Genomic DNA, 21,645 nt, shown 5'->3' on the forward strand with positions numbered 1-21,645 from the left:
CTCCTGGTGGTTGGGAGGGTGTCGGGACAGGGCTCTACTGTCGCGATTGACGCCCCGCACCGGTATCGGACGAATGTCCGAGGGCCCGACCGCCGGAACGCCGGAGGCGGTCGACCCTGTGACACGGCAAGGGACAGCACGCCGCCTTGCCCATCGGTGTTTACGCTGAGGCCGCCACACTCCCCGCGGGCGATGTCGTCGTGGCGTTAAGCGCACATCGCCCTGCGTGGGCGGAGCTCGCCACCGTCGAGCGACCGGCGCGCGCGGGCCATGCCTCCCCGCATCCCCAATGCGGATGCGTTTGCGCGGCGTTTGCGTCCCGCCGCGGTGGCGCCTCCTGGCAAGTCCTGACCCCGCCCCCCTCGCGCCGCCTGCCTCCAAAGGGTGATCCCTTAGGGAAAGAACCACCCCCACACCAAGGGGGAAACGCGGCCCGACCCCCTCGTGCTCTCCGTGACAAGAGTCACAGAATCGACACGCCCGAAGGTCGTCCTCCCGCCGGCCATCAGCAGTCAAGACGGCGCCCCGCATCACGGTGCGCCGTCGTCCAAGTCCAGGTGGACATCCCACCTTCATCCTGAAAAGGACGCAGCAATGTTCAAGAAGACCTGTCTGGCCCTGGCGCTCGTCGGCGCCGCGGCCGCGGCCCACGCGGGGCCCACCCTCATCAACGAGGGCTTCGACGACGTCACCGCACTCCCAGGCTGGATCATTTCCAACCAGGGCACGCCGGGCGGAACGACCCAGCCGTGGGTGCAGGGCGATCAACAGATCTTCACCGCGCTGAGCGGTGCGGCCAATTCCTACATCAGCTCCAACTACAACAACGCGCCCGCCGGCGGCACGTTGTCGAGCTGGCTGGTCAGCCCCGTGTTCTCGACCGCCGAGAACCTGGAAGTGTCCTTCTGGGCGCGCGGCGACATCCAGCCCGGCTTCTTCGACCAGCTGACCTACGGCCTGGTGAATGCCGCGGGCGTCTTCAGCAGCTTCGTGCCGCAGGCGACGGTGACGGTGGCGGGCGCATGGACCCAGTACAGCTTCCTGCTGGCGGGTCAGGGCGCCGGTTCCACCTCGCGCTTCGCGATCCAGTATTTCGGTGACGCGGACAGCGCGAACTACGTCGGCGTCGACAACGTCAGCGTCAACGTGCCCGAGCCGTCGACCTGGGCGCTGGCCGGCGTGAGCCTGCTGGGCCTGGTGGCCGCGCGCCGCCGCCGCGCACAGTCTTGAGCCGCGTTTCGAGTCATCGGAACCTCCGAGTCATCTCCGCAAGGACAACGACCATGATCACCCGCATTTCCCTGGGCCTGGCGATCGCCGCGGCCCTGCCGCTGGCGGCGCAGGCTCACGAAGCCGCCGCTCCGGCATCGCTGCCCGTGGCCGACGCGGCCGCCATCGCGGCTGCCGACACCAATCAGATCGTCATCGTGCGCGACGCCGATACCGGCCGCCTGCGTCCGGCGACCCCCGAGGAGCACAACGCCCTCAAGGCGCTGCCCGCCAACGCCAACGCCCGGGCGCGCGTCGCCTCGCGCGCGGCCGCGATGACGCCGCTGCTCAAGCAGCATCGCAGCGGCGCTGTCGGTGTCCGCCTGACCGACGACATGGTGAGCCAGTCCGTCATGGTGCGCGGCGCCGACGGCAAGCTCATCGAAGCCTGCTTCGCCAGCAAGGAGGAGGCCGAGGCCTTCATGAAGAACGGCGGCGCGGTCGCCAAGTCGGCCCTGCCCACGGAGTAAGCCATGCAGACATCCTTCAAGAAGACCGTCCTTCGCACGGCCCTGCTGGCCGCGCTGTGCGGCGCCGGCGTCGCGCAGGCCGCCACCATCGTCATCCAGAGCCGTGACCCCGCGGGCGTCGGCTTCAACGACACCACGCCGGTCGCGCCCGTCGGCGGCAACCCCAAGACCACGTTGGGCGAGCAGCGCATGTACGTCTACCGCTACGTGGCGGACGTGTGGGAAAAGGCGCTCGACAGCGACGTCACGATCACGGTGAACGCCGGCTGGGAAGCGCTGACCTGCACCTCGTCGCAGGCGGTGCTGGGCAGCGCCGGCGCCTGGAACATCTGGCACGACTTCCCCGGCGGCACGCCCGGCACCTGGTACCCGCAGGCGCTGGCCAACAAGCTGGCCGGCGAGAACCTGAGCGCGGATCAGCCTCCCGGCCCTTCCGGCTACGACAACGTCGACATCAAGACCCAGTTCAACATCAACCTCGGCAAGACGGGTTGCCTGGACGGCTCGCCGTTCTACCTGGGGCTGGACGGCAACTTCGGCACCGGCGTGAACTTCGTCGAAACGCTGCTGCATGAACTGGGCCACGGCCTGGGCTTCTCGGTGCTGACGGTCTACACCGGCTCGGTGGCGTCCGCGGTCGGCTACCGCCTGAATGCGGACGGCACCGCCTACGTCGCCAACGGTGGACTGCCCAGCGTCTGGGAGCAGTACATGTATGACAACACGGCGGGCAAGAGCTGGCTGACGATGACCAGCGCCGAGCGCCGTGTGTCGGCGGTCAACCCGCTGGGTCTGGCGTGGACCGGTCCCAACGTGCTGGCAGGCGCCGGCATGCTGTCGGCGACGCCGGTGCTGAAGGTCGCGTCCTCGGCGCCGGGCCAGTCCGGTCAGTATGCGTATGGCACGGCCTCCTTCGGTCCGGCGGTGAGCAGCGGTCTGACGCTGGGCGCGCTGGCGACGGTGCCGGCGGATCCGGTCAACGGCGCGGGTTGCCTCCCGTTCAGCCCGGCCGACACCACGGCGGTGGTGGGCAAGGTGGCGATCATCGATCGCGGCACCTGCGGCTTCGCGGTCAAGGCCAAGAACGCGCAGAACGCAGGCGCGATCGGCGTGATCATCGCCAACAACGCGGCCGGTGCGGCCCCGGGCCTGGGCGGTGCGGACCCGACGGTGGTCATCCCGACGGTCAGCGTGTCGCAGGCCGACGGCGTCAAGCTGCGCGCGGCGATCATCGCGTCGGTGCCGTACGGTACCCGCGGCAAGCCGGGCCTGGCGACCTCGTCGTTGTCCACCGATCCGAGCAAGCGTGCCGGCGCTGACGTGCTGGGTCGCCCGCTGCTGTACACGCCGAACCCGATCGCCTCGGGCTCGTCCGTGTCGCACTGGGATGTGTCGGCCTCGCCGAACCTGCTGATGGAGCCGAACATCAGCCCCGACCTGGGCCTGATCCTGGTGCCGCCGAAGGACCTGACCAAGCCGCTGCTGAAGGATCTGGGCTGGTAATCTGCCCTTGTCCTGACGCCGGACCGGCCACCGACCGTTGAGTGGGTGGCCGGCGCGGTAGGATCCCCCTCGAAAGCCTGGTGCGCGAGCGCCAGGCTTTTTTCTTGCAAGTGGCCGCCCGAAGTGGGCTTCGATTCGCTCGAAGGTCGTCAGCAGGCGCGGAGATGTCGCTCAAACGGGCGATGAAATCCGCCATGCGGACGTTTGAGCGGGGTGAAGGGGGCGGCTGGTTGCGTCTTCAAACAGGCGGGTGGTCAGGACTGACTGATAATCGCCGGCCCCGGCTAGCCGGACCCTGGTTTTTTACTGGAAGCATTGATGAACAAGAGTGAACTGATCGAAGGCATCGCCACCAAGGCTGGCGTGACCCGTGCCGTGGCTGCGACCGCCCTGGACGCGACCCTGGAAACCATCACCGAAGCGCTGGCCGCTGGCGACCAGATCGCCCTGGTGGGCTTCGGCACCTTCAAGGTGAGCGACCGTGCCGCGCGCACCGGCAAGAACCCCGCCACCGGCGAAGCGCTGGACATCCCGGCCTCGAAGGTCGCGAAGTTCACCGCCGGCAAGGCGCTGAAGGACGCGGTGAACAAGTAAGCCTCCCGGCTTCTTGTCACTCAGGCGGCGCCCGCTCCTGCGAAAGCAGGGCGGGCGTTGTCGTTTCCGGTTCAGCCCTCGCGGAAGAACTTCAGCGCCGCCAGATCCGGAAACGCCGTCGGCCTTTTTGCCTGAGCGGCCGCGAACGCCTCCATCAGGTTGCTGTTCTGCCAGATCGCCGCCTGCAGCCAGCCCATCTGCTGGAGGCTGTCCTTGACGCCGTGATCGCGGGCGTAGTGGATCGCCTGCTTGCTGCCCCAGATCGCGACGGGCGGCTTCTGGGCGATCTCGCGCGCGCATTGCAGCGCGGCTTCGACGCATTCCGCCTGCGTCGCGAAGACGTCGTTCACCAGGCCCACCGCCTGCGCCCGCGCCGCGGGCATCCGGCGGCCCGTGTAGGCCAGTTCCTTGACCACACCCAGCGGCACCAGCTTCGGCAGCCGTTGCAGCGTGCCCAGGTCCGCGACCATGCCGATGTTGATCTCCTGGATGCAGAAGAACGCGCCGGTCTCCGCATAGCGGATGTCGCACGCCGCCACGAGGTCCACCGCGCCGCCGATGCAGCCACCGTGGATTGCCGCGATCGTCGGCACGCGCAGGTCGTCGAGCTGGTTGAACGCCCGTTGCATGTCCGCCAGCAGATCGACGATCGCCGCGCGGCCTTCGGCGCTGCGGTCGTCGAGCTGGATGCCGCCGTTCTGGAAGACCTCCAGCGACATCCCCGCGCTGAAGTGCTTGCCCGTCGACGAGATCACCAGCGCCCGCAGCGTCGGGCTGCGATGCAACTGCTCGAGCACCGCCTCCAGCTCGCGCCACAGCTGCGGCGACATCGTGTTCATCGCATCGGGCCGGTTCAGCACCAGGTGGCCGACGCCGGCGTCTTCGGTCAGGGTGAGGCAGTCCATTCGAGTCTCCTGTTGTCGTTCCGATCGTTCCCGGCGTCCCGGTCTTCGTGGTGAAGCGGGCCGGGGATCGGACCATGCTAGCGGGAGACCACCGGACGCCGCGTCAAGCACGCGACGCCCGATGCCGATTGGAGAGCGCTCTCAAGCGCCGACCAGCTCCTCCGCCGGGCCGAAGAACTCGTAGCGGAGCTGCCCCGTCGGCACGCCCAGCGAGCGTCCCGCGCGGTACACCGCCTGCATGAACGGCTTCGGGCCGAGCAGGTACAGGTCGACGTCGCGATCCTCGGGCAGGTGGCGCGCGAGCAGCGCATCGGTGACGTAGCCGACCTCGTGGGGCTCGTCGCCGTCGCGCGGCGCGTCGTAGACGTAGAGCGCCTCGACGTTCTCGTGCGCGGCGGCGAGCACGTCCACGCGCTCCCGGAACGCATGCACGCCGCCGTGACGCGCCGCATGGATGAAGCGGATCGGCCGCCCGCTGGCCGCGGCCGATTCCAGCATCGCCATCGCCGGCGTGATGCCCACGCCGCCCGTGACCAGCACCAGCGGTCGCGTGGCCGCGGCGTCGAGCGTGAACTCGCCCGCCGGCGCCTGCACGGAGAGGCGGGTGCCGACCTCGGCCGTGTCATGCATCCAGTTGGACACCAGCCCGCCGTCCTCGCGCTTGATGCTGACGCGGTACCAGGGCTTGCCCGGCGCGTCCGACAGCGAGTAGTTCCGCCGCACCGTCCTGCCGTCGATGGTCAGCACCAGGGTCAGGTATTGCCCAGGGTGGAAAGGCGGCAGCGGCTGGCCGTCGACCGGCTCCAGGTAGAACGAGGTGATCAGCTCGCTCTCGCGTTCCTTGCGCGCCACGACCATCTCGCGCTGTCCGCGCCAACCGCCCGGCAGCGCGGCCGTGGCGGCGTAGACCTGCTCCTCGGCGTCGATCAGCAGTTGCGCCAGGGCGCCGTAGGCCTCGGCCCACGCGTCGATGATCTCGTCGGTGGCGACGTCCGCGCCCAGCACCTCGCGGATCGCGCCCAGCAGGCATTGACCGACGATCGGGTAGTGCGCGGGCTGCACGCCCAGCGCCACGTGCTTCTGGATGATGCGGGGCAGGGCAGGGGCGAGTTCGTGCACGCGGTCGATGTGGCTCGCGTAGGCCAGCACCGCGCCGGCCAGCGCGCGCGCCTGCGTGCCCTCGGCCTGGTGCGCTTCGTTGAAGAAGGCCTTCAGCTCAGGATGGTCGGTCAGCATCACGCGGTAGAAGTGCCGCGTGATGTCCTCGCCGCGCGACTTCAGCAGCGGCACCGTGGCCTGGATCAGGGCGATGGTCTGGGGCTTGAACATGAGCTTCTCTACTCCGGATTCGTTGAGGATGGCTTCCTCTACTCACGATCCATGCCAGCGCGATTCGACTTTCAAAATCATCCATAACCCGTTGATATGAAAAGGGACAAATGACCCTGATGTCAAATCAATGTCGAAATGACCGAAGATGCACCCATGTCCGATTGACAACACGCAGGTCGAAGTGACTCCAGATTCCCGCTACCGCCAGCTGCTCGCCGCCGTGCGCGGCCTCGTTCGATGCGACGCCGCCGCGCTGCTGCGGCTGCTGCCCGACGAGGGCGCTCCGGTGCTGCAGCCCGTGGCCGTCGACGGACTGGCGGAAGAGGCCCTCGGCCGGCGCTTTCCGGCCGCGGCGCATCCGCGTCTGGCGCGCCTGCTGGAGAGCGGCCACGGCCTGCGCTTCCCGTCGGATGCCGGTCTGCCCGATCCCTACGACGGGCTGCTGGAACACCAACAGGAGCTCGAGGCCGTGCACGACTGCATGGGCGCGCCCTTGCGCGTCGACGGACGGATCTGGGGCCTCGTCACGCTGGATGCGCTGGATCCCCACGCGTTCGACGGCGTCGACGACGGCCGCCTGCAAGGCATCGTGCGATTGCTCGAGGCCGGCGTCGTCGCCGAGGAAACCATCGCCGAGATGGCGCGTCGCGCCGAGCAGGAACAGGCCCTGGCCCGCGCCGCGTCACGCGGCGGATCGCGCGAGCTGCTCGGCCGCAGCGCCGCGATGGTCCGGCTGCGCGAGGAGATCGACACCGTCGCCGGCTCCGACCTCACCGTGCTGATCCTCGGCGAGACCGGTGTCGGCAAGGAACTGGTCGCGGAGCGGCTGCATGCGCGCTCGCCGCGGCGCGATCGACCGCTGGTGCAGATCAACTGCGCGGCGCTGCCGGAGACGCTGGCGGACAGCGAGCTCTTCGGCCACAAGCGCGGCGCATTCACCGGCGCGGTCGCGGATCGCAGCGGCAAGTTCGAGCTGGCCGACGGCGGCACGCTGCTGCTGGACGAGGTCGGCGAACTGCCGCTGCCGGTGCAGGCCAAGCTGCTGCGCGTGCTGCAGAGCGGCGACGTGCAGCGGCCCGGCAGCGATCGGGTGCAGAAGGTCGACGTCCGCGTGATCGCGGCGACCAACCGCGACCTGCGCGAGGAAGTCGCGCGGGGCCGCTTCCGCGCCGATCTGTATCACCGGCTGTCGGTCTACCCGCTGCGCGTGCCGCCGCTGCGCGAGCGCGGCCGCGACGTGCTGGCGCTCGCCGGCGGCTTCCTGGAGGAGAACCAGCATCGCCTCGGCGCGCGCAACCTGCGCCTGTCGCCGGCGGCCTCGCAGGCGCTGCTGGCCTACGACTGGCCGGGCAACGTGCGCGAGCTGGAGCACCTCATCAGCCGCGCGGCGCTGCGCGCCTTGTCGTCGGCCACAGGGGCCGGGCGAGGCGGGCGATGGATCGCGATCGAGCCGGAGCATCTCGGATTGAGCCTCGCTCCAGGCCCAGGCCCGGGCCAGGGCCTGGGACCGAATCCCGGCGTCGGCGTCGGATCGGTCATTCCTGCTCCCGGCGCCGGGGTCGGGGAGGCATCCGGTATGCCCCTGGCAGAGACTGCCGCCACGCAGCCGGTAATCGCTGCCGGTCCCGGGCTGCGCGAGGCGACGGACCGCTTCCAGCGCCAATGGATCGAGGACGCGCTGCGACGTCACGACGGTGCCATGGCCGCCGCGGCGCGGGACGCCGGCATGGATCGGAGCAACTTCCTGAGACTGCTGAAACGGCTCGGCGTGCACGCGCCGTCGCGATAGCGTCGTCCGCCCGGGGCGGTCAGGACTCACGGTACAGTGGGACGGACAAGGGACGACATGACGGCTGACAGGCGAGAGGACGATCAGATACCCGGCGAGGCCGACGACGTCAGGCGTCTGCAGCAGGCCGGTGACGCGGTCTACCGCCGCCTGGTCGAAGGCGTGCTCGACTACGCCATCTTCCTGCTGACGCCCGCGGGCCGCATCGCCACCTGGAATGCCGGCGCGCAGCGCATCAAGGCTTACGCGGCCGACGAGGTCATCGGCCGCCACTTCTCGATCTTCTACACGCCCCCGGACATCGACCGCGGCTGGCCCGCGGAGGAACTCAAGCTGGCCCGCGCGCATGGCCACTTCGAGGATGAAGGCTGGCGCGTGCGCAAGGACGGCTCGACCTTCTGGGCCAACGTGGTGATCACCGCGATCATGAATCCGGACGGCGAGCTGCTCGGTTATGCCAAGGTCACCCGCGATCTCACGGCCCGCATGCAGCAGGAGGCCGAACGTCTGCGCATGGTCGAACTCGTCGACGAAAGCCGGCGGATGACCGAGTTCATCGCGATGCTCTCGCACGAGATCCGCAACCCGCTCGCGCCCATCATGAACGTGCTGTCGATCATGGGCCGCGAGGCGCTCAGTCCGCGCGGCGAGTGGTGCCTGTCGGTCGCCAACAAGCAGGTGCGTCAGATCAACCGGCTGGTCGAGGATCTGCTCGACGTCAGCCGCGTCACGACCGGCAAGGTGCGCTTGAGCGTCCAGCCGCTGGAGCTCGGCGTCGTCGTCGATGAAGCCGTCGAAGGCATGCGGCCGGCGGCGGACGCACGCGGGCATCTGCTCCACGCGACGCTGCCCGGCGAGCCGATGCGCCTGAACGGCGACCGCACGCGGCTGATCCAGCTGGTGTCCAACCTGCTCAACAACTCGATCAAGTTCACGCCGGCGGGCGGGCGCATCGACCTGAGCCTGCGCCGCGAGGAGGACGTTGCCGTGCTGACCGTGTCGGACAACGGCATCGGCATGACCGAGGACACGCTGAGCCACGCCTTCGAGCCGTTCTCGCAAGGCGAGGACCACGCGCGCGGGCATGGGGTGCACGGCGCGCAGGGTGTGCAGGGCGGGCTGGGCGTCGGGTTGGCCCTGGTGCGCAGCATCGCGGAACTGCACGGCGGCATCGCCGTCGCGAGCAGCGCGGGGACCGGGCAGGGGAGCTCGGTGACGGTCCGGCTGCCGTTGCGCGGTGGCGAGCGGCCCCAGCATCACGCGTGACTTCAGGTCTCGCCCAGGTCCGGCGCCTATAACGATGTCAGCCAGGCCAGCAGCGCGTCGCGATCCGCCTTGGACAGCTGCTCGAAGCGCTGACGCGACTTCTCGCCTTCGCCGCCGTGCCACAGGATGGCTTCGGTCAGCGTGCGGGCGCGGCCGTCATGCAGATAACCGACCGGCTGCGACGGCGCGATCTTCGCGGTGTAGCCGATGCCCCACAGGGCCGGGGTGCGCCACATCGCGCCTTGCGCCTGGCCTTCGGGCAGGTTGTCCGCCAGGGCCGGACCCATGTCGTGCAGCAGCAGGTCGGTGAAGGGATGGATCGTCTGGTCGCGCAGTTCCGCGAACGGATGGTTCCTGCCCGTCTTCATCTCCGGCGTGTGGCAGGCCGCGCAACGTAGCGCGTCGAACACCTTGCGGCCATTGGCCACCTGGACCGCGTCCACGCGATGCTCTTGCGTCGGCGCCACGCCCTTCGGGAATCCGCTCGGGAGGCTCCGTTGAGCCGGCACCGACAGCAGCTGCAGGTACTGCGTCAGCGCGCTCAGGTCCGCTTCCTGGATGCCCTTCTGCGCGGGCGCCGTGCGACAACCCACCGGGTCGGTCGTGCAACTGCGGTTCGGATACACCGGCGAGGTCACCGACATCTCGTTCAGCAGCGCATGGGCCACCTGGTGACGGACGCTGGCCTTGGACGCCTTCCAGCCGAAGCGGCCCAGACGCGTCGCGCCGGTTTCCGGATCGAAGCTGAAGTTGGCCTTGCCGAGCACACCGTCCTGATCAGGGGCTGATCGCACGCGAGCCAGGATGTCCGCTTCAGGCACCGCTTCCAGCAGGCCGACGCCGATCAGCGCTTGAGCGGCGCGCGCCGACCACAGCTGCGGCATCGGGCCGTCGAACCTGAATCTCGGCTTGCGCAGCTCGACCTGGGTGCCGTCCGCCAGCGTGACGCCGCGGGTCTCGAAGCCCACGACCCGGACGACATAACCCCCTTCCTCCGGCGTGCCGGAGGACGACATGGCGTTCATCTGGATCGACGCGCCGTAGAGCGGGTCGGGACGGAGGGCGCCGCCGGCGTCCTTCATGGCCACGCGGAAGGCCATCCGGTCCAGGCGCTGGTGCAGCGTGGACGGCGCCGGACCGCGGCCGTTGTTGACGTGGCACTGAACGCAGGTCGTGGCGTTGACGTGCGGCCCCGCCAGGCCGGCGATGGCGGCCATCGGTTCGTTGCCGGGCTCGATGTGCGCCCCCGTCATGAAGCTGCTGTGGGCCGTGCGGCGACCTTCGACGAATCGCTGCATGTTCTGCATGCCGATGTTGTTGGCCGGCTGCTGGAACATCCGGAAGCCTTCGTCCGAATAGTTGTACGAGACGGACCCGAGGCCGCCCGACAGCGTGGAGGCCGGCAGCGGCGCGCTGTTCAGGCGCGGTGCCACGCCGTACCACGGGGTCAGGCCTTGACCGACGACGTAGACCCACTCGTTGGCGTAGTAGCGGGTACCGCCGTTGTCGCCCCTGGCCTGCATCGACGCCGTCGTCGTGAACATCGACGGCGCCATCTCGATCGGGTCGCCGACCTTCAGCGGCCGTGCGTCCACGCGCGTGCCGTCGGGGAAGCCGTCGGCGCCCAGGCCCGCGTGTCCGGGGTAGTCCCTGATCACGACCGTGCAATGGTCGGTGCCGGGCTGACCGTTGGCCGGATAGTCCACCGGCGTGCAGACCGAGCCCGTCGTGTCGAGCAGTTCGCCGTTGTCCATCCACCCGTAGCCGGTCACGCCGACGCGGTCGAAGGCGCGGAAGAACGCGGTGCCGCCCGGCAGGAAGTCCACCGTGGGGTTGTAGGTGTTGACCTTCAGCGAGGGCCTGGCGATGCCGGTCACGCGGCTGTTGTCGATGATCTCCATGCCCCAGGTGCGATTCCTGAAGGAGTTCGGCACGAAGCTCAGGTAGGCCCCCTGACCCTTGTCGACGGGGGCGCCCGACGCATCGACGGTCTCGTTGGGGCCTTGGCCGATCTCGTTCCACTCCTCGCCGCGCTCGCGGGCGTGGTGGCCCACGCCGCGGTTGCCGAAGCGCGTGATCAACGTGCCGTCGGGCAGCGTGAACTGCAGCGTCTCGATCGGCGACTGCGGCGCGAACAGCGGCGCCAGGTGCGCGCCGTCGGCGGGCGCGAGGAAGGGCGTCGTGGTCGTGGTGTCGCCCGGCGCGGTGTCCGAGGCGATCTGGAGGCCGCCGTCATGCGGCCCGTGGCCGCCATCGCCGCCGCAGGCGGCCAGCAGCGCGCTGCCCAGGAGGGCGCGGACGAATGCCTTGCCCATCGTGGTGACTCCCTCCCGTGTCCGTGCCTGTGTCTGTGCCTGTGGGTGTGATTGGTGATGTCCCTCCTGGGGAGGGGCAGGCGGCAGGAGTGTCCACGTTTGTTTTGCCGGTCGGCAAGTTTTAATGTGTGTCGAATTGATGCGCCGTCATGCGCGGCTCATGCGCGGCTCATGGGCAGCTCATGGGCGGCCCATGAGCAGTTGATGGGTGCTTCAGGCATGGGAGAGCGCCGCCGGGTCCGGCGCCCTGGGGCCTCCGACCGCGCCGAGCGCGCCGCCCCACACGTGATAGAGCGCCTGCAGCACCACGTACTTCAGCATCTGCGTGGTGATGTTGGCGTCCTTCTCGCTGAGGCCGTGCTGCTGCATGAGCGTCGTCGGCAGGCTGGCCACCATGGCCGTGAGGCCGCCGAATCCGGCGCTGAGGATGGCGTGGGAGGTCCAGCCGACCTTGCTCGCGAAGACATCGCCGAGCGCCTCGGGGAAGGTGTCCTTGAGGTTCTTCACGTGGGCGCCGACGCGCGCGGCGGCACTGAAGATCTGCTCCGCCGCCGGCTTCTGCAGATGGTCGAGGCAGGCGCCGAGATCGTCGCGCGCCAGGAAATGCTGGAAGCCCGCGCGGCCGGCGCTGACGTCGAAGTCGTTCTTGATGACCCGCATGCCGCCGCCGCCCACCGGCATGCCGAAGGCCGGATCGAGGATCCCGTCCATGGCGGCGCGCTGCTTCGGCTGACCCTTGAGTTCGTAATTGAGCATCGCCGGAATGCGCACGAGGCCGTTGCGCGCGGCCCCGTAGCTGAGGCCTGCGGCGATCGAGTTGTCCGCGGCCAGGCTGGCCTTGGTCGGCGGGTTTGCGCTGGCGATGGGTTCGGGCAACTGCTCGCCCGGCGGGCGGGTGAAGTAGGCGTCCTGGAAGGTCTTGCCCGCGGCGGCGCCGGAGGCGACATCCAGCATCGACAGCGCGAAGCCCATCACCGCGCCGGTGATCAGCGCCGGCACGGCGACCGGCAGGGTGGGCATCGCCTTCATCAGACCGGCCAGGGTCAGGTCGGCGAGCTTCAGGTTCGCCGGAATCGTCCCGAGGTTGAAGCCGCTGGCCGAGGCCATGCCATGCATCATGGCCGTACCCTGGTCGCGCCACTGCACCTGCTTGAGCACGGAGACGAGATCGTCGCGGGTGTGGATGCCGCGCGATTCCAGCACCGCGGCCTGCTGCGTGGCCAGGCGCTCGAGCGCGGGGATGTCGTCGGGGCTCTTGCGCATTGCGCTGAGCATGTAGGCGACGCAACCGGTGATGTCGTCGGGCAGCTTCTGCGCGAGCGAGTCGATGTCGATGCGCGGGTTGACGTCGCGCGGGCTCGGCACGGTGGCCGCGTGCAGCGACGCGAGCCCGCCGGGCGCGCGGGGGCCGCGATCCGGCGCCGTGCGGGGCAGGGGATCGAAAGAGCCCGGCATGCTGCGCGTGAGCTGGGAGATCTCGTCATGCGCGTCGTGGCGCGGGAGCGCGGCCGAGTGTTCGGTCTCGGTGGCCACGGAGCGGCGCTGCTCGGCGATGGAAGGCGCGCCGCCGGCCGGCCGTTGCGCGTCGCTGGACACCGAGCTGCTGTTGCCGTTGAGGTTGGGGGTCAGCGGCGTCATGGGGATGTGTTCGCCGCTGCCCTGCGGATCCGGCAACCGCCCGGCGCCGCCGGTGCTGTTCGTGGACGACGTCCGGCTGAGGACCTTCGGCGCCGACTGGCGCGGCGCAGAGGACGGCCGGGAGCGGAGCGGCGCGGCGTCGGCGCCGCCGTCGCTCTTCGCCGCATCCACGGAGGAACGACGCGAGGACAGCCCCTCGGGGACGATGTGCTCGCTCGAGGGCTTGAGCTGCGGATCGACGGCCGGCATCACGGGAAGCGTCGGCGTCTGCGGGCCCGACAGCGTCTCGGCCGACGGGGGAGGGACGCTGATCGCGCGCGCGGTGGGAATGGTGCTGCTCATGACGCCTTGAGTGCCGTTACATCAGGGCGATATCGTCGGCAGGACGTCCCTTGTCGGAGTGCCACGTCCGAACACGTGCCTGAGGATGCGAAGCCAGATCGCGCAACGTCGGTTCCAGCAGCGCGAAGCGGTAGACGTAGCCGCCTGCCAGGGCGACACGCGGAACGACGCGTTGACCGTCCAGCAGCAGGGTCGCCATCTCGCCCGCGAGCCGCCGCAGCGGCGCCGCCGGCATCCGCATCCAGACCCGGCGCCCGAAGGAGCCGGCGAGAGCGGTCGAGAACGTCGCCTGCGAACACCCATCCGGCGCCACCGCGTTGACGGCGCCGCGCACGTCCGCGCGTCGCAGCGCCCAGCCGATCAGACCGACCGCGTCGTCGAGATGGATCCAAGGCATCGGCTGACGACCGTCGCCCAGGCGCGCGCCCAGGCCGAACCGGGCCGACAGCGCCTGCATCGGATAGGCGCCATCCTCGCGGCCGAGGATCACGCCGAAGCGCAGACGTACGACGCGCACGCCCAGCGCTTCCATCCGCATCGCCTCGTGCTCGACGGCGGCGCAGAGGTCGGACTGGAAGACGCCCGGCTGTGCCGGCGACTGTTCATCGCACGTCAAGCCCGCCTCCGGCACACCGTAGTAGCCGACCGCCGAGGCCGCCACCAGCACCGCGGGCGGACGTTCCAGGCGGCGCGCCAATCGATGGAGCTGTTCGGTCAGGCGGGTGCGGCTTTCCAGCAGCTCGCGGCGACGGGCGCGCGTCCAGGGACGTCCCAGCACCCGGGCGCCGGCGAGGTGGACGATGGCCTCGATGCGGGTCTCGGCGGCGATGTCGTCGAGCGAGCCGATGACCGCGATGTCCGCGCCGAACTGCTGCCTCGCCTGCTTCGGATCCCGCGTCAGCACGATCAGCCGCCGGCCTTGCGCGCGCAGTCGCCGCACCAGCGCCTGGCCCACGAATCCGGTCGCGCCGGTCACCAGCACTGCCGACGCATGACGCGCCAGTGGCGGTGCCGGCTGGTCACGCAAGGCCGCCGTCTCGCGGCCCAGCCGTCGGACGGCCAGCACGTTGCGCACGCTCCATGCCCACACGCCGACGGCCATGACCGTGAAGAGCCACGACGCCACGCCGCGCCCCGCGGGTTCCAGTCCGGTCGGCTGCTGCCACCACTCGAGCAGGCGCGGCCCCATCAATCCGAGGAACAGCCCGTAGCTGACCGTCAGCACCGTGTGCAGCCAACGCTCGAAGGGCGGCAACTGGCGCGTGCGGTCTTCTTCCAGGAAGTCGGTCAACGTGATGACCACTTCCACGCCCAGCACCGCGGCGACCGCCAGGGCGAGCGCGCCGTGCCACGACCACCAGGCCAGGCCGAGGAAGAGGGCGCCGTAGAGCGCCTCGCGGCCGGCGTGCAGCGCGAGCTCCCGTCGGGCGCCGCGCTGCTGCGGCAGCCGTGCGGCCCATTCGTGGTGCCAGAGGTTGTCGAACGCGCCGAGCAGCGCCTGGACGATGAGGACGGCATCGAGGAAGTGCATGTCAGGACTCCTGGACCGGGTCGATGGCATCGATGGGATCGATGAAGACGCCGGTCTGTTGAAAGGTCTGGCCCCAGCGGGCGTGGGTCATGGTCAGGGTGAAGCGAAAGCGGCCCGCGCCGAGGTCGCGGTGTTCGACGCGGCACTGGCCCGGGCTGAGCAGCGCCGGCAGGCGCAGGCGGACCGGTCCGAGGCACCAGAGGTAGTGGCGGCTCTGGAAGACCAGGGCGCCGTTGTCCTCGAGGACGTCCAGCGCCATGGCCAGACCGCCGCGCGTCCGTTCGAGCACGCCGGGGCCGGCGGGATGCGCGCGCTTGACGGACTGGACGACTCGCCGCCCCAGCTGGCGGGACCAGACGACGCCACCGAGGCCGTCGGGCGCGACGGTGACTTCGACCGGCACGTCGTTGGCGCGAACGGGCATCAGCGGTCCGCGCAGGGGCCAGGCGAGCCAGGCCAGCACGCGGCCCAGCGGCGAGCAGTGCAGGTCCATCCGGCCGACGTAGCGGACTGCCACCGCGTGCGTGCCGAAGCGGCGCTGCACGGCTGCCGGCAGCCGTGACCAGGCATCGGCGCCCATCAGCGCGGAGAGGTCCAGCGGCGCGTGCAGCGATGCCGTGGACGATGCGGATGCCGGGATGGGGACTGGCGCTGCCGGGCCGGCGGCGCGCTGCGCCTGCAGCAGTAGTGACCGCAGTCGGGGAAGAGCGTGGAAGAGGGCGTTCATGACCCCTCTATCGCGAGAATCGGGCCACCTCGAAGTGGCCACTAAGTCGTTGATTCCATTGAACGTCGAAGGACGAAGTGTGTTCGTCGTATACAGTTGCCGCCCTGTCGACTGTCTACGACGTATACACATGCTGCTGCGGGTGACGATGGGGCTGGCACTGGCCGAGACGCTGCTGCTGGCGGGCGTGCTGATGGCCTGGGCGGACCGGGTGGCCGGCGGTCGACTGCTGGCGGCCTTCCTGGTCGCGATTGCGGTCTGGATCACGGGCAATGAGTTGCCGAACTGGTTCGGCCCCGGTGTCGAAACGCTCGCGCTGCACGTGCTGGCGACGGCGCCGTTGGCTTCGGCGGTGTTCTTCCATTTCTGTGTGGTGTTCTGTCGCGCGCCGTTGCGCCGCGGCTGGATCACGGCGGCCTACGCGGTCGGCGGCGTCGCCGTGCTGGTGTCGCAGGTCCTGGTGCCGGCGCATTTCGTCGATCACCCGGACGTGGGCCGGCTGGCGCTCGCGGAGCCGGCCGCCGTGATCACCAGCCTGTCCTGGGTGGTCCTGGGTCTGGGCGGCGTGGGCGTGCTGCTGCGCACGCTGATGCGTCCGCCGCTTGACGGCCGCGGCCCCGCGCGGGGCCAGGTCGCGGCCGTCACCGCGTCATGCCTGTGGGGCGTGGCCTGCCTGGGCGGCTACGGCATCGCGCTGACGGGCTGGCCGGTCTATCCGTTCCCGCTGCTGGCCTTCCCGCTGTACCCGCTGATGCTCGTCTACGGGATCCTGCGCTACGGCGTGTTCGTCGCGAACGCCTGGGCGGGCAAGGCGCTGGTGTGGACGCTGCTGCTGGCGTCGGGCATCGCGATCGTCGGTCTGATGCCGCTGGTGCTGCCGTTCGAGTCCCGCTGGCTCAGCGGTCTGGCGGTGGCGGCCGGTTGCCTGGCGCTGAACGGGCCGGTGCGGCGTTTCGTCCAGCGTCTGATCTATCCGGGCGGTGAGGTCAGCGCCCAGGACTTGGGACGCTGGCGCGAGACGCTGCTGGCGGCGGACAGCCTCGAGCGATTGAGCGCAGAGGCCTCTTCGCTGCTGAGCCGGCGCCTGGGCACGCCGGTGACGGTGATCGTGGAGGAGGGCATGGAGGAGGGCGCCGGGATCGGGCCGCTTCCGACCGATCGGCCTGCATTGACGATGCGGCGCAACGGCCTGTCCTGGACGCCGCGCTGGACCGCCTGGGAGGCAGCGCCGCCCGGACAGCGCCACGCGGCGGAGCTGTTCGCGACCGTACTGGCCGAGGCGGCCTTGCGCGTCGAGCAGGCGCGGCAGGCGGCGGCCCGCGAGCGCGAACGCCAGATCCAGGCACGGCTGGCCGAGCTGGGCGCTCTGGCCGCGTCCGTCGCCCACGACATCCGCAATCCGCTCAACATCATCGGCATGGCCGTGGCGATGGCGCCGACGGAAACGCGCCAGGAAGTGGGCATCCAGGTGGCGAGGATCGCCCATCTGACCAGCGACCTGCTGGACTACGCCAAGCCGTGGCGGCTGCAGCGCGAGCGCTGCGAGCTGCGTTCGCTGATCGAGGCGCTGACCCGGCGCCACCCCGGCGCGCGGCTGTCGACGACCTGGCCCGACGACTTGTGGGTCGAGGCGATCGACCCGCGGCGCCTCGAACAGGCCCTGATCAACCTGATCGAGAACGCGCGTGGTGCGTCGGCGGCGGGCTGCGAGATCGATGTCGAGCCGACCGCCGGGCCCGACGGCGCGTTGCTGCGGCTGCACGTCTGCGACGACGGCGCGGGCGTGCCGGAGGAGCTCCGGGAACGCCTCTTCGAGCCCTTCGCCTCGCGCAGTCCGGGCGGCACGGGCTTGGGGCTGGCGATCGTCGCGCGCATTGCCGAAGCACACGGCGGGCGCGCGTCGCTGACGACCCGTCCCCCCTGGACGACCTGTTTCACGCTGGAGTTGCCGCGATGAGTTCCTCTTCGACGCCCTTGATCCATGGCCGCGTCCTGCTGGTCGACGACGAGCCGGCGTTCCAGCGCTTGGGCGGCGGCTTCCTGCGCAACCTGGGCCACGAGGTCCTCACCGCTGGTGATGGCGACGAGGCGCTCTCGACTTTCTCGAGCGAGCAGCCGGACCTGGTGCTGCTGGACCTGGCGATGCCGCCGAGCATGGACCCCGAGCAAGGCCTGACCCTGATCCCGCGTTTCAGCGGCGCGCCTGTCGTGGTGCTGACGGGCCATGCCGAACACGAGCTCGCGTTGCGCGCGGCGGACCTCGGCGCCTGGGACTTCCTGGCCAAACCGATCGATCCGGACCTGCTGCGTTTTGTCGTCGACCGCGCACTGCGCAAGCGCAAGCTGGACACGGAGCTGGCGCAACTGCGACGTCAGCAGGGCGAGGACTCGATGGGGCTGGTCGGCCAGTCGACGGCGCTGCAATCGCTGCGGGCCATGATCCGCCGCGTCGCGCCGACGCGGGTCAACGTGCTGGTGCTCGGTCCGACGGGGACCGGCAAGGAACTGGTCGCGCGGGCGCTGCACGAGCACGGCCCGATGGCCGCCGCCCCGTTCGTGCCGGTGCATTGCGGCGCGCTGTCGGCGGAGCTGCTCGAGAGCGAGCTCTTCGGTCACATGAAGGGCAGTTTCACCGGCGCCTACCGCGATCAGCCAGGCCTGGTGGAGGTCGCGCGCGGTGGCACGCTGTTCCTGGACGAGGTCGGGGAGATGCCGCCGGCGATGCAGGTCAAGCTGCTGCGCTTCCTGCAGGAGGGCACCTACATGCCGGTCGGCGGGCGGGTGACGAAGACCAGCGAAGTCCGCGTGGTTGCGGCGACGCATCGCGACCTGGAGGCCATGGTGCGTGCGGGCGAGTTCCGCGAGGACCTCTACTACCGGCTCAAGGGTGTGGTGTTGAGAACGCCAGGACTGGCTGAGCGCCGCGGCGATGTGCCGGTGCTGGCGGCGAGTTTCGCGCGGCAGCGCGGCGCGGGCATCGCCACGAACGCGATGGCCTGGCTCGTCGCGCGGGAGTGGCCCGGCAACGTGCGCGAGTTGAAGGCGGTGGTCGAGGCCGCGGCCGCGTTGCTGCTGCCCGGACAACAGGACGTCGACGCCGAGGCGCTGTCGCTGGCGGCCGGCGAGGTACCGGCAACGACGGCGGCGGTCGCCTCGGGCCCGGACGCGGACGACCGCGGCGGCCTGCTGGACCAGGCGATGACGGAACTGGAGCGCCGGCTCATCAGCGAGGCGATGCAGACGACCGAGGGGAACCAGTCGGAGGCGGCGCGTCGTCTGGGGATCTCCCGGGCCGGGCTGATCAAGAAGCTCGGGAGATTGGGCCTGAAGTGACGCCGGCGGGAGGCCGGACTCAGGCCGCGAAGCCGCCATCGATCAGCAGGTCCGCCCCGGTGACGAAACCCGCCTCCGGCCCGGCCAGGTAGGCCACCATCGCGGCGATCTCATCCGCCTTGCCGTGACGCCGCAGGGCCATCAGGTCGTGCAGGCTGGCGCCGAACTCGGTGTCCGCGGGATTCATGTCGGTGTCGACCGGACCGGGCGCCACGTTGTTGACCGTGATGCCGCGCGGGCCGAGGTCGCGCGCCAGGCCCTTCACCAGTCCGATCAGCGCGGACTTGCTCATCGCGTAGACGGCGCCGCCGGCGAAGGGCATGCGCTGGGCGTTCGTGCTGCCGATGTTGATGATGCGGCCGCCGTCGCCCATGTGCCGGGCCGCCGCCTGCGAGGCGACGAAGACCGAGCGCACGTTGACGGCGACGGTGCGGTCGAAGTCTTCCAACGTGAACTGGTCCAGCGGCGCCACGGCCAGCACGCCGGCGCTGTTGACCAGGATGTCCAGGCGGCCGAAGCGCTCGGCGACGCCGTCGATGGCGCGGGTGAGGGCGGCAGCGTCGGTGGCGTCTGCCTTGACGGCGATCGCCTGGCCGCCGTTGGCCTTGATCTCTTCGACCAGCGCTTCCGCGGCGATCGCGGACGACGCGTAGCCGATGGCCACGGCCGCGCCTTCGCGGGCCAGGCGTCGCGCGGTGGCGGCGCCGATGCCGCGCGAACCGCCGTGGATGAAGGCGACCTTGCCGGTCAGGCGGGCGGTCGAGGCGGTGTTGGTCGTGTTGCTCATCATGTTTCCTTTCGAAGCGGGGTGGTTGATGAGCTCAACTATGGTCGTCGACACCTGATTGCGGTAGTTGGAAAGCGGCGTGTTCAGTTTCAACCGCTGGTATAAGCTGAACGCATGTCGACCGAACTCCGCAGCCACCTCGATGCCTTCATCACCGCTGCCGACGAGGGCAGCTTTTCTGCTGCCGCGCGCCGGCTGGGGCTGACGCCCGCCGCGGTCAGCAAGAGCGTGGCGCAGTTCGAGGCGAGGCTTGGCGTGCGCCTGTTCCAGCGCAGCACGCGGAGCCTGGCGCTGACCACCGACGGCGAGCGGCTGCACGCCCAGGTGAGGCGCCCGTGGAGCGAGATCGGCGACGCCTTGACGGATCTGCGGCAGGGCGCCGGCAAGCCGGCCGGCACCTTGAAGGTCGCGTTGGCGCACACGGTGGGCCGCGAGTACTTCGTGCCGATGATGGACGGCTTCGTGCGTCGCTATCCGGACGTCGTGCCGGACCTGCATTTCGACAACCGCCAGGTCGACCTCGTCGCCGAGGGGTTCGACGTCGCCATCGGCGGTGGCATCGAGTTGACGGACGCCTTGATTGCCAGGGAGCTGGCGCGCCTGCGGATCGTGCTCGTGGCGGCGCCGGCGTATCTGGCGGCGAATCCGGTGCCGAAGCATCCATCGGATCTGGCGCGGCATCGCGGGTTGCTGCGCCGATCGCTGGGGTCAGGGCGGCTGGCGCCGTGGGCCTTGAAGAACAAGGCCGGCGAGCAGGTGGTGGCGAGCGTGCGTCCGGTGATGGTCCTGGACGATCCGGAGGCCATGGCTCGCGCGGCGGCGAGCGGCATGGGCATCGCTTTGCTGCCACTGCCGCATGCCTTGCCACAGCTGGAGCGCGGCGAGCTCGCGCGCGTGCTGCCGGCCTGGTATGCGGAGGCGCTGCCGCTGTCGATCTATTACTCGAGCCGAAGGCTGCTGCCGGCCAAGGTCCGTGTGTTCGTGGACCACGTCGTCGAGGAATTCCGCGTGCAGGGACACGCGGCGAGGTTCAGCCAGGGCTGAGGCTGCTCAGGTGCGGGACGAAAAAAAACCGACTCCGGGGAGTCGGTTTCTTCTCACGGGGCGCTGCCGGGTTCAGTAGCGTCCGCCGCCGAAGCCGCCCGAGCCGTAGCCGACGTCCGAGCGCTTGGTGGAACGGAATTCACCCGTGCTGTGACCGCCGCCCGAGCCGCTGCCTGCCTCGCGAGGACGCGCCAGCGTGACAACGATCGAACGTCCATCCACCGACACGCCATTCAAGGCGGCGATGGCGGCCTGGGCCACTTCGGCCGACGCCATTTCCACGAACCCGAAGCCCTTGGAATTGCCAGTTTCCCGGTCCATCATGACCCGGGCCGAGGAAACACTGCCGAACTCCGCAAAATTGCTTTTGAGGCTGGAATCGGTCACCGAATAGGGCAGATTGCCCACGTAGATTTTGCTGCTCATGGAAGAGCCTTTCTTGATGGTGGCGCACCGTCGACGGAGGGATGCGCAAATGGGGGGCGCGGCGCGGACGCGGCGCGGAGAAAACGCGGACTGAATCTGGCGTGGCGCAGATTAGTCACTACGCCGGGGACTGCGGCATGGAGGTTTCCAGCCAGCCCTGGGTGACCGCGAAGAGCCGGGCGGCGTGACAGGAGGCGAAGGTCCTGTCGAAGCGGAACACACGGCAGTAGGTGCCGTTGCCCTCCGAGCGGCGAACCGAGAAGGAGGCGCTGAAGCGGCCGCAATCGGTTCGGTGTGTCGCGGGCGAAACGACGTATCTGCCCATGGAAATGGCGTTGTTCGGAATCTTTTTCAATCAGTGTCGCAGGCTCGAA

At 69.9% G+C, this 21,645-nt stretch carries 18 protein-coding genes; 9 read left to right on the forward strand and 9 right to left on the reverse strand.

Features of this window, described 5'->3' with window-relative positions; translation table 11 throughout:
- Nucleotides 1-594 precede the first annotated feature (594 nt).
- The 4 genes from AC07PR_RS01410 to AC07PR_RS01425 all read left to right on the forward strand — a co-directional run bounded on the left by AC07PR_RS01410 (nt 595) and on the right by AC07PR_RS01425 (nt 3,836).
- On the forward strand, nt 595-1,230 hold the full coding sequence (locus tag AC07PR_RS01410; protein WP_377154932.1) for a choice-of-anchor J domain-containing protein: 636 nt from the start codon (nt 595-597) through the stop codon (nt 1,228-1,230).
- Between the two features lie 53 nt (nt 1,231-1,283).
- The gene (locus AC07PR_RS01415) at nt 1,284-1,739 is read left to right on the forward strand and encodes a post-PEP-CTERM-1 domain-containing protein (protein ID WP_377154933.1); all 456 of its coding nucleotides are present in this window, start codon (nt 1,284-1,286) and stop codon (nt 1,737-1,739) included.
- Nucleotides 1,740-1,742: 3 nt separating this feature from the next.
- On the forward strand, nt 1,743-3,242 hold the full coding sequence (locus tag AC07PR_RS01420; protein ID WP_495134114.1) for a PA domain-containing protein: 1,500 nt from the start codon (nt 1,743-1,745) through the stop codon (nt 3,240-3,242).
- A gap of 318 nt (nt 3,243-3,560) precedes the next feature.
- Nucleotides 3,561-3,836, forward strand: coding sequence for an HU family DNA-binding protein (locus AC07PR_RS01425; protein WP_297524037.1), 276 nt, complete (start codon nt 3,561-3,563; stop codon nt 3,834-3,836).
- Between the two features lie 71 nt (nt 3,837-3,907).
- Here AC07PR_RS01425 and AC07PR_RS01430 read toward each other — a convergent pair whose 3' ends face one another.
- Together AC07PR_RS01430 and hmpA are read right to left on the reverse strand one after the other, a co-directional pair.
- On the reverse strand, nt 3,908-4,741 hold the full coding sequence (locus AC07PR_RS01430; RefSeq protein ID WP_495134115.1) for an enoyl-CoA hydratase-related protein: 834 nt from the start codon (nt 4,739-4,741) through the stop codon (nt 3,908-3,910).
- 141 nt (nt 4,742-4,882) lie between these two features.
- Nucleotides 4,883-6,070, reverse strand: coding sequence for an NO-inducible flavohemoprotein (gene hmpA / locus AC07PR_RS01435; RefSeq protein ID WP_495134116.1), 1,188 nt, complete (start codon nt 6,068-6,070; stop codon nt 4,883-4,885).
- A 148-nt stretch (nt 6,071-6,218) separates the two neighbouring features.
- Here hmpA and norR point away from each other — a divergent pair, with 148 nt between their 5' ends.
- Nucleotides 6,219-7,862: a nitric oxide reductase transcriptional regulator NorR gene (gene norR / locus AC07PR_RS01440; protein WP_495134117.1), complete on the forward strand. Its 1,644-nt coding sequence runs from the start codon at nt 6,219-6,221 to the stop codon at nt 7,860-7,862.
- Between the two features lie 57 nt (nt 7,863-7,919).
- A complete protein-coding gene (locus tag AC07PR_RS01445) occupies nt 7,920-9,128 on the forward strand; it encodes a PAS domain-containing sensor histidine kinase (protein WP_377154939.1) in 1,209 nt (402 codons plus the stop codon).
- Between the two features lie 26 nt (nt 9,129-9,154).
- On the opposite strand, the gene AC07PR_RS01450 is transcribed toward AC07PR_RS01445, so the two are convergent.
- From AC07PR_RS01450 to AC07PR_RS01465, 4 genes are all read right to left on the reverse strand, one after another.
- Nucleotides 9,155-11,443 carry a di-heme oxidoreductase family protein gene (locus tag AC07PR_RS01450; RefSeq protein WP_495134118.1) on the reverse strand — a complete coding sequence of 763 codons (2,289 nt, stop codon included), beginning with the start codon at nt 11,441-11,443 and terminating at the stop codon, nt 9,155-9,157.
- Between the two features lie 213 nt (nt 11,444-11,656).
- Nucleotides 11,657-13,423, reverse strand: coding sequence for a hypothetical protein (locus AC07PR_RS01455; protein WP_495134119.1), 1,767 nt, complete (start codon nt 13,421-13,423; stop codon nt 11,657-11,659).
- A gap of 16 nt (nt 13,424-13,439) precedes the next feature.
- Complete coding sequence (locus tag AC07PR_RS01460; RefSeq protein WP_495134120.1) at nt 13,440-14,954, reverse strand: TIGR01777 family oxidoreductase; 1,515 nt, start codon at nt 14,952-14,954, stop codon at nt 13,440-13,442.
- Nucleotide 14,955: 1 nt separating this feature from the next.
- The gene (locus AC07PR_RS01465) at nt 14,956-15,681 is read right to left on the reverse strand and encodes a DUF4166 domain-containing protein (RefSeq protein WP_495134121.1); all 726 of its coding nucleotides are present in this window, start codon (nt 15,679-15,681) and stop codon (nt 14,956-14,958) included.
- A 130-nt stretch (nt 15,682-15,811) separates the two neighbouring features.
- Here AC07PR_RS01465 and AC07PR_RS01470 point away from each other — a divergent pair, with 130 nt between their 5' ends.
- Entirely contained in the window at nt 15,812-17,638 is a 1,827-nt protein-coding gene (locus AC07PR_RS01470) for a sensor histidine kinase (protein ID WP_495134122.1), read from the forward strand.
- Nucleotides 17,635-19,014, forward strand: coding sequence for a sigma-54-dependent transcriptional regulator (locus tag AC07PR_RS01475; protein ID WP_495134123.1), 1,380 nt, complete (start codon nt 17,635-17,637; stop codon nt 19,012-19,014). Before AC07PR_RS01470 ends, AC07PR_RS01475 begins: the two co-directional genes overlap by 4 nt.
- Before the next feature lie 19 nt (nt 19,015-19,033).
- Here AC07PR_RS01475 and AC07PR_RS01480 read toward each other — a convergent pair whose 3' ends face one another.
- Complete coding sequence (locus AC07PR_RS01480; protein WP_377161894.1) at nt 19,034-19,801, reverse strand: SDR family oxidoreductase; 768 nt, start codon at nt 19,799-19,801, stop codon at nt 19,034-19,036.
- 114 nt (nt 19,802-19,915) lie between these two features.
- Between AC07PR_RS01480 and AC07PR_RS01485 the strand changes: the two genes are divergently transcribed.
- Nucleotides 19,916-20,845, forward strand: a complete 930-nt coding sequence (locus AC07PR_RS01485; RefSeq protein ID WP_495134124.1) for a LysR family transcriptional regulator — start codon at nt 19,916-19,918, stop codon at nt 20,843-20,845.
- Between the two features lie 72 nt (nt 20,846-20,917).
- Here AC07PR_RS01485 and rbp read toward each other — a convergent pair whose 3' ends face one another.
- Entirely contained in the window at nt 20,918-21,271 is a 354-nt protein-coding gene (gene rbp / locus AC07PR_RS01490) for an RNA-binding regulator (protein ID WP_495134125.1), read from the reverse strand.
- A 118-nt stretch (nt 21,272-21,389) separates the two neighbouring features.
- Nucleotides 21,390-21,596 carry a hypothetical protein gene (locus AC07PR_RS01495; RefSeq protein ID WP_431104901.1) on the reverse strand — a complete coding sequence of 69 codons (207 nt, stop codon included), beginning with the start codon at nt 21,594-21,596 and terminating at the stop codon, nt 21,390-21,392.
- Nucleotides 21,597-21,645 lie beyond the last annotated feature (49 nt).

The sequence above is a fragment of the Roseateles sp. GW821-FHT09H11 genome, from assembly GCF_059415845.1.